Annotated in this window: 1 protein-coding gene; it reads left to right on the top strand. The window is 73.7% G+C overall.

Going from position 1 to position 1,156, the window contains the following annotated elements:
* Positions 1 to 3: 3 nt before the first annotated feature.
* A partial coding sequence (locus ACYVE9_RS27700) for a sensor histidine kinase (protein WP_461030636.1) occupies positions 4 to 1,156 on the top strand: 1,153 nt, incomplete at its 3' end.

The following is a 1,156-nucleotide window of genomic DNA, read 5'->3' as shown; positions in this document are numbered from 1 at the left end:
GGACTGGTCGCCGTCGCCTCGGCAGCCGTCGTCGGCTACGTGCTGCGGGTGAGCGGCGGCCCGGACGGAACCGGCGTCACCGCCGACTCCGCCACCGTCTGGGGCGTACTGGCCGGGGCCCTGCTCCTGTGCTGCGCCGTGGTGGTGGGCGCCGCACTCGTCGCCTCCGCCGAAGCCCGCACCACCGTCGAGCGCTACGGGGCCCTGCGCCGCAACGCCGCCCGCACCCAGTCGGAGATCCACACCCTGCTGCGGCGCCTGGAGCAGGGCGAACGGCCCCGCCGACCGGCCCACGGGCCGATGCCGGAACCGGGGGACGACGCGCTCGGGCTGCTCGCCCACGACGTCACCGCCGCCCAGCGCACCGCGGAGGCGGCCGTGGTCGAGGCCGCGGCCCTGGTCCGCAGCACGGCCAGCGGCAGCGAGGAGAAGGTCGAGGTCTTCGTGAACCTCGCCCGCCGCCTCCAGTCCCTGGTGCACCGCGAGATCGAGCTGCTGGACGAGCTGGAGAACGAGGTCGAGGACCCGGACCTGCTCAAGGGCCTCTTCCACGTCGACCACCTCGCCACCCGCATGCGCAGGCACGCCGAGAACCTCGCCGTGCTCGGCGGTGCCGTCTCCCGGCGCCAGTGGACCCGCCCGGTGACGATGACCGAGGTGCTGCGCTCCTCCATCGCGGAGGTCGAGCAGTACCCGAGGGTCAAGCTGGTGCCGCCGATCGAGGGCACGCTGCGCGGGCACGCGGTCGCCGACGTCATCCACCTGCTCGCCGAACTCGTCGAGAACGCCACCATCTTCTCCGCCCCGCAGACCCAGGTCCTGATGAAGGCCCAGCACGTGACGGCCGGGCTCGCCGTGGAGGTCGAGGACCGCGGTCTGGGCATGGCGCCGGACGAGCAGAACCGCATGAACGCCCTGCTGGCCGACCCCGAGCAGATCCAGGTCGGTGAACTCCTCCAGGACGGCCGCATCGGCCTGTTCGTGGTCTCCCAGCTGGCCCGCCGACACGGCATCGTCGTCCAGCTGCAGAGCAACATCTACGGCGGGATCCAGGCCGTCCTGATCCTGCCGCACGCCCTGCTGGGTGACGCGGCCGGCGTCGGCGGCGGCAGCGAGCGCCCGGCCGTCCCCGAGCCGGCGGCCGTCGCCAACGGCA

It is taken from the genome of Streptomyces sparsus, from assembly GCF_054776295.1.
This window is presented reverse-complemented; position numbering and strand designations above follow the sequence as displayed.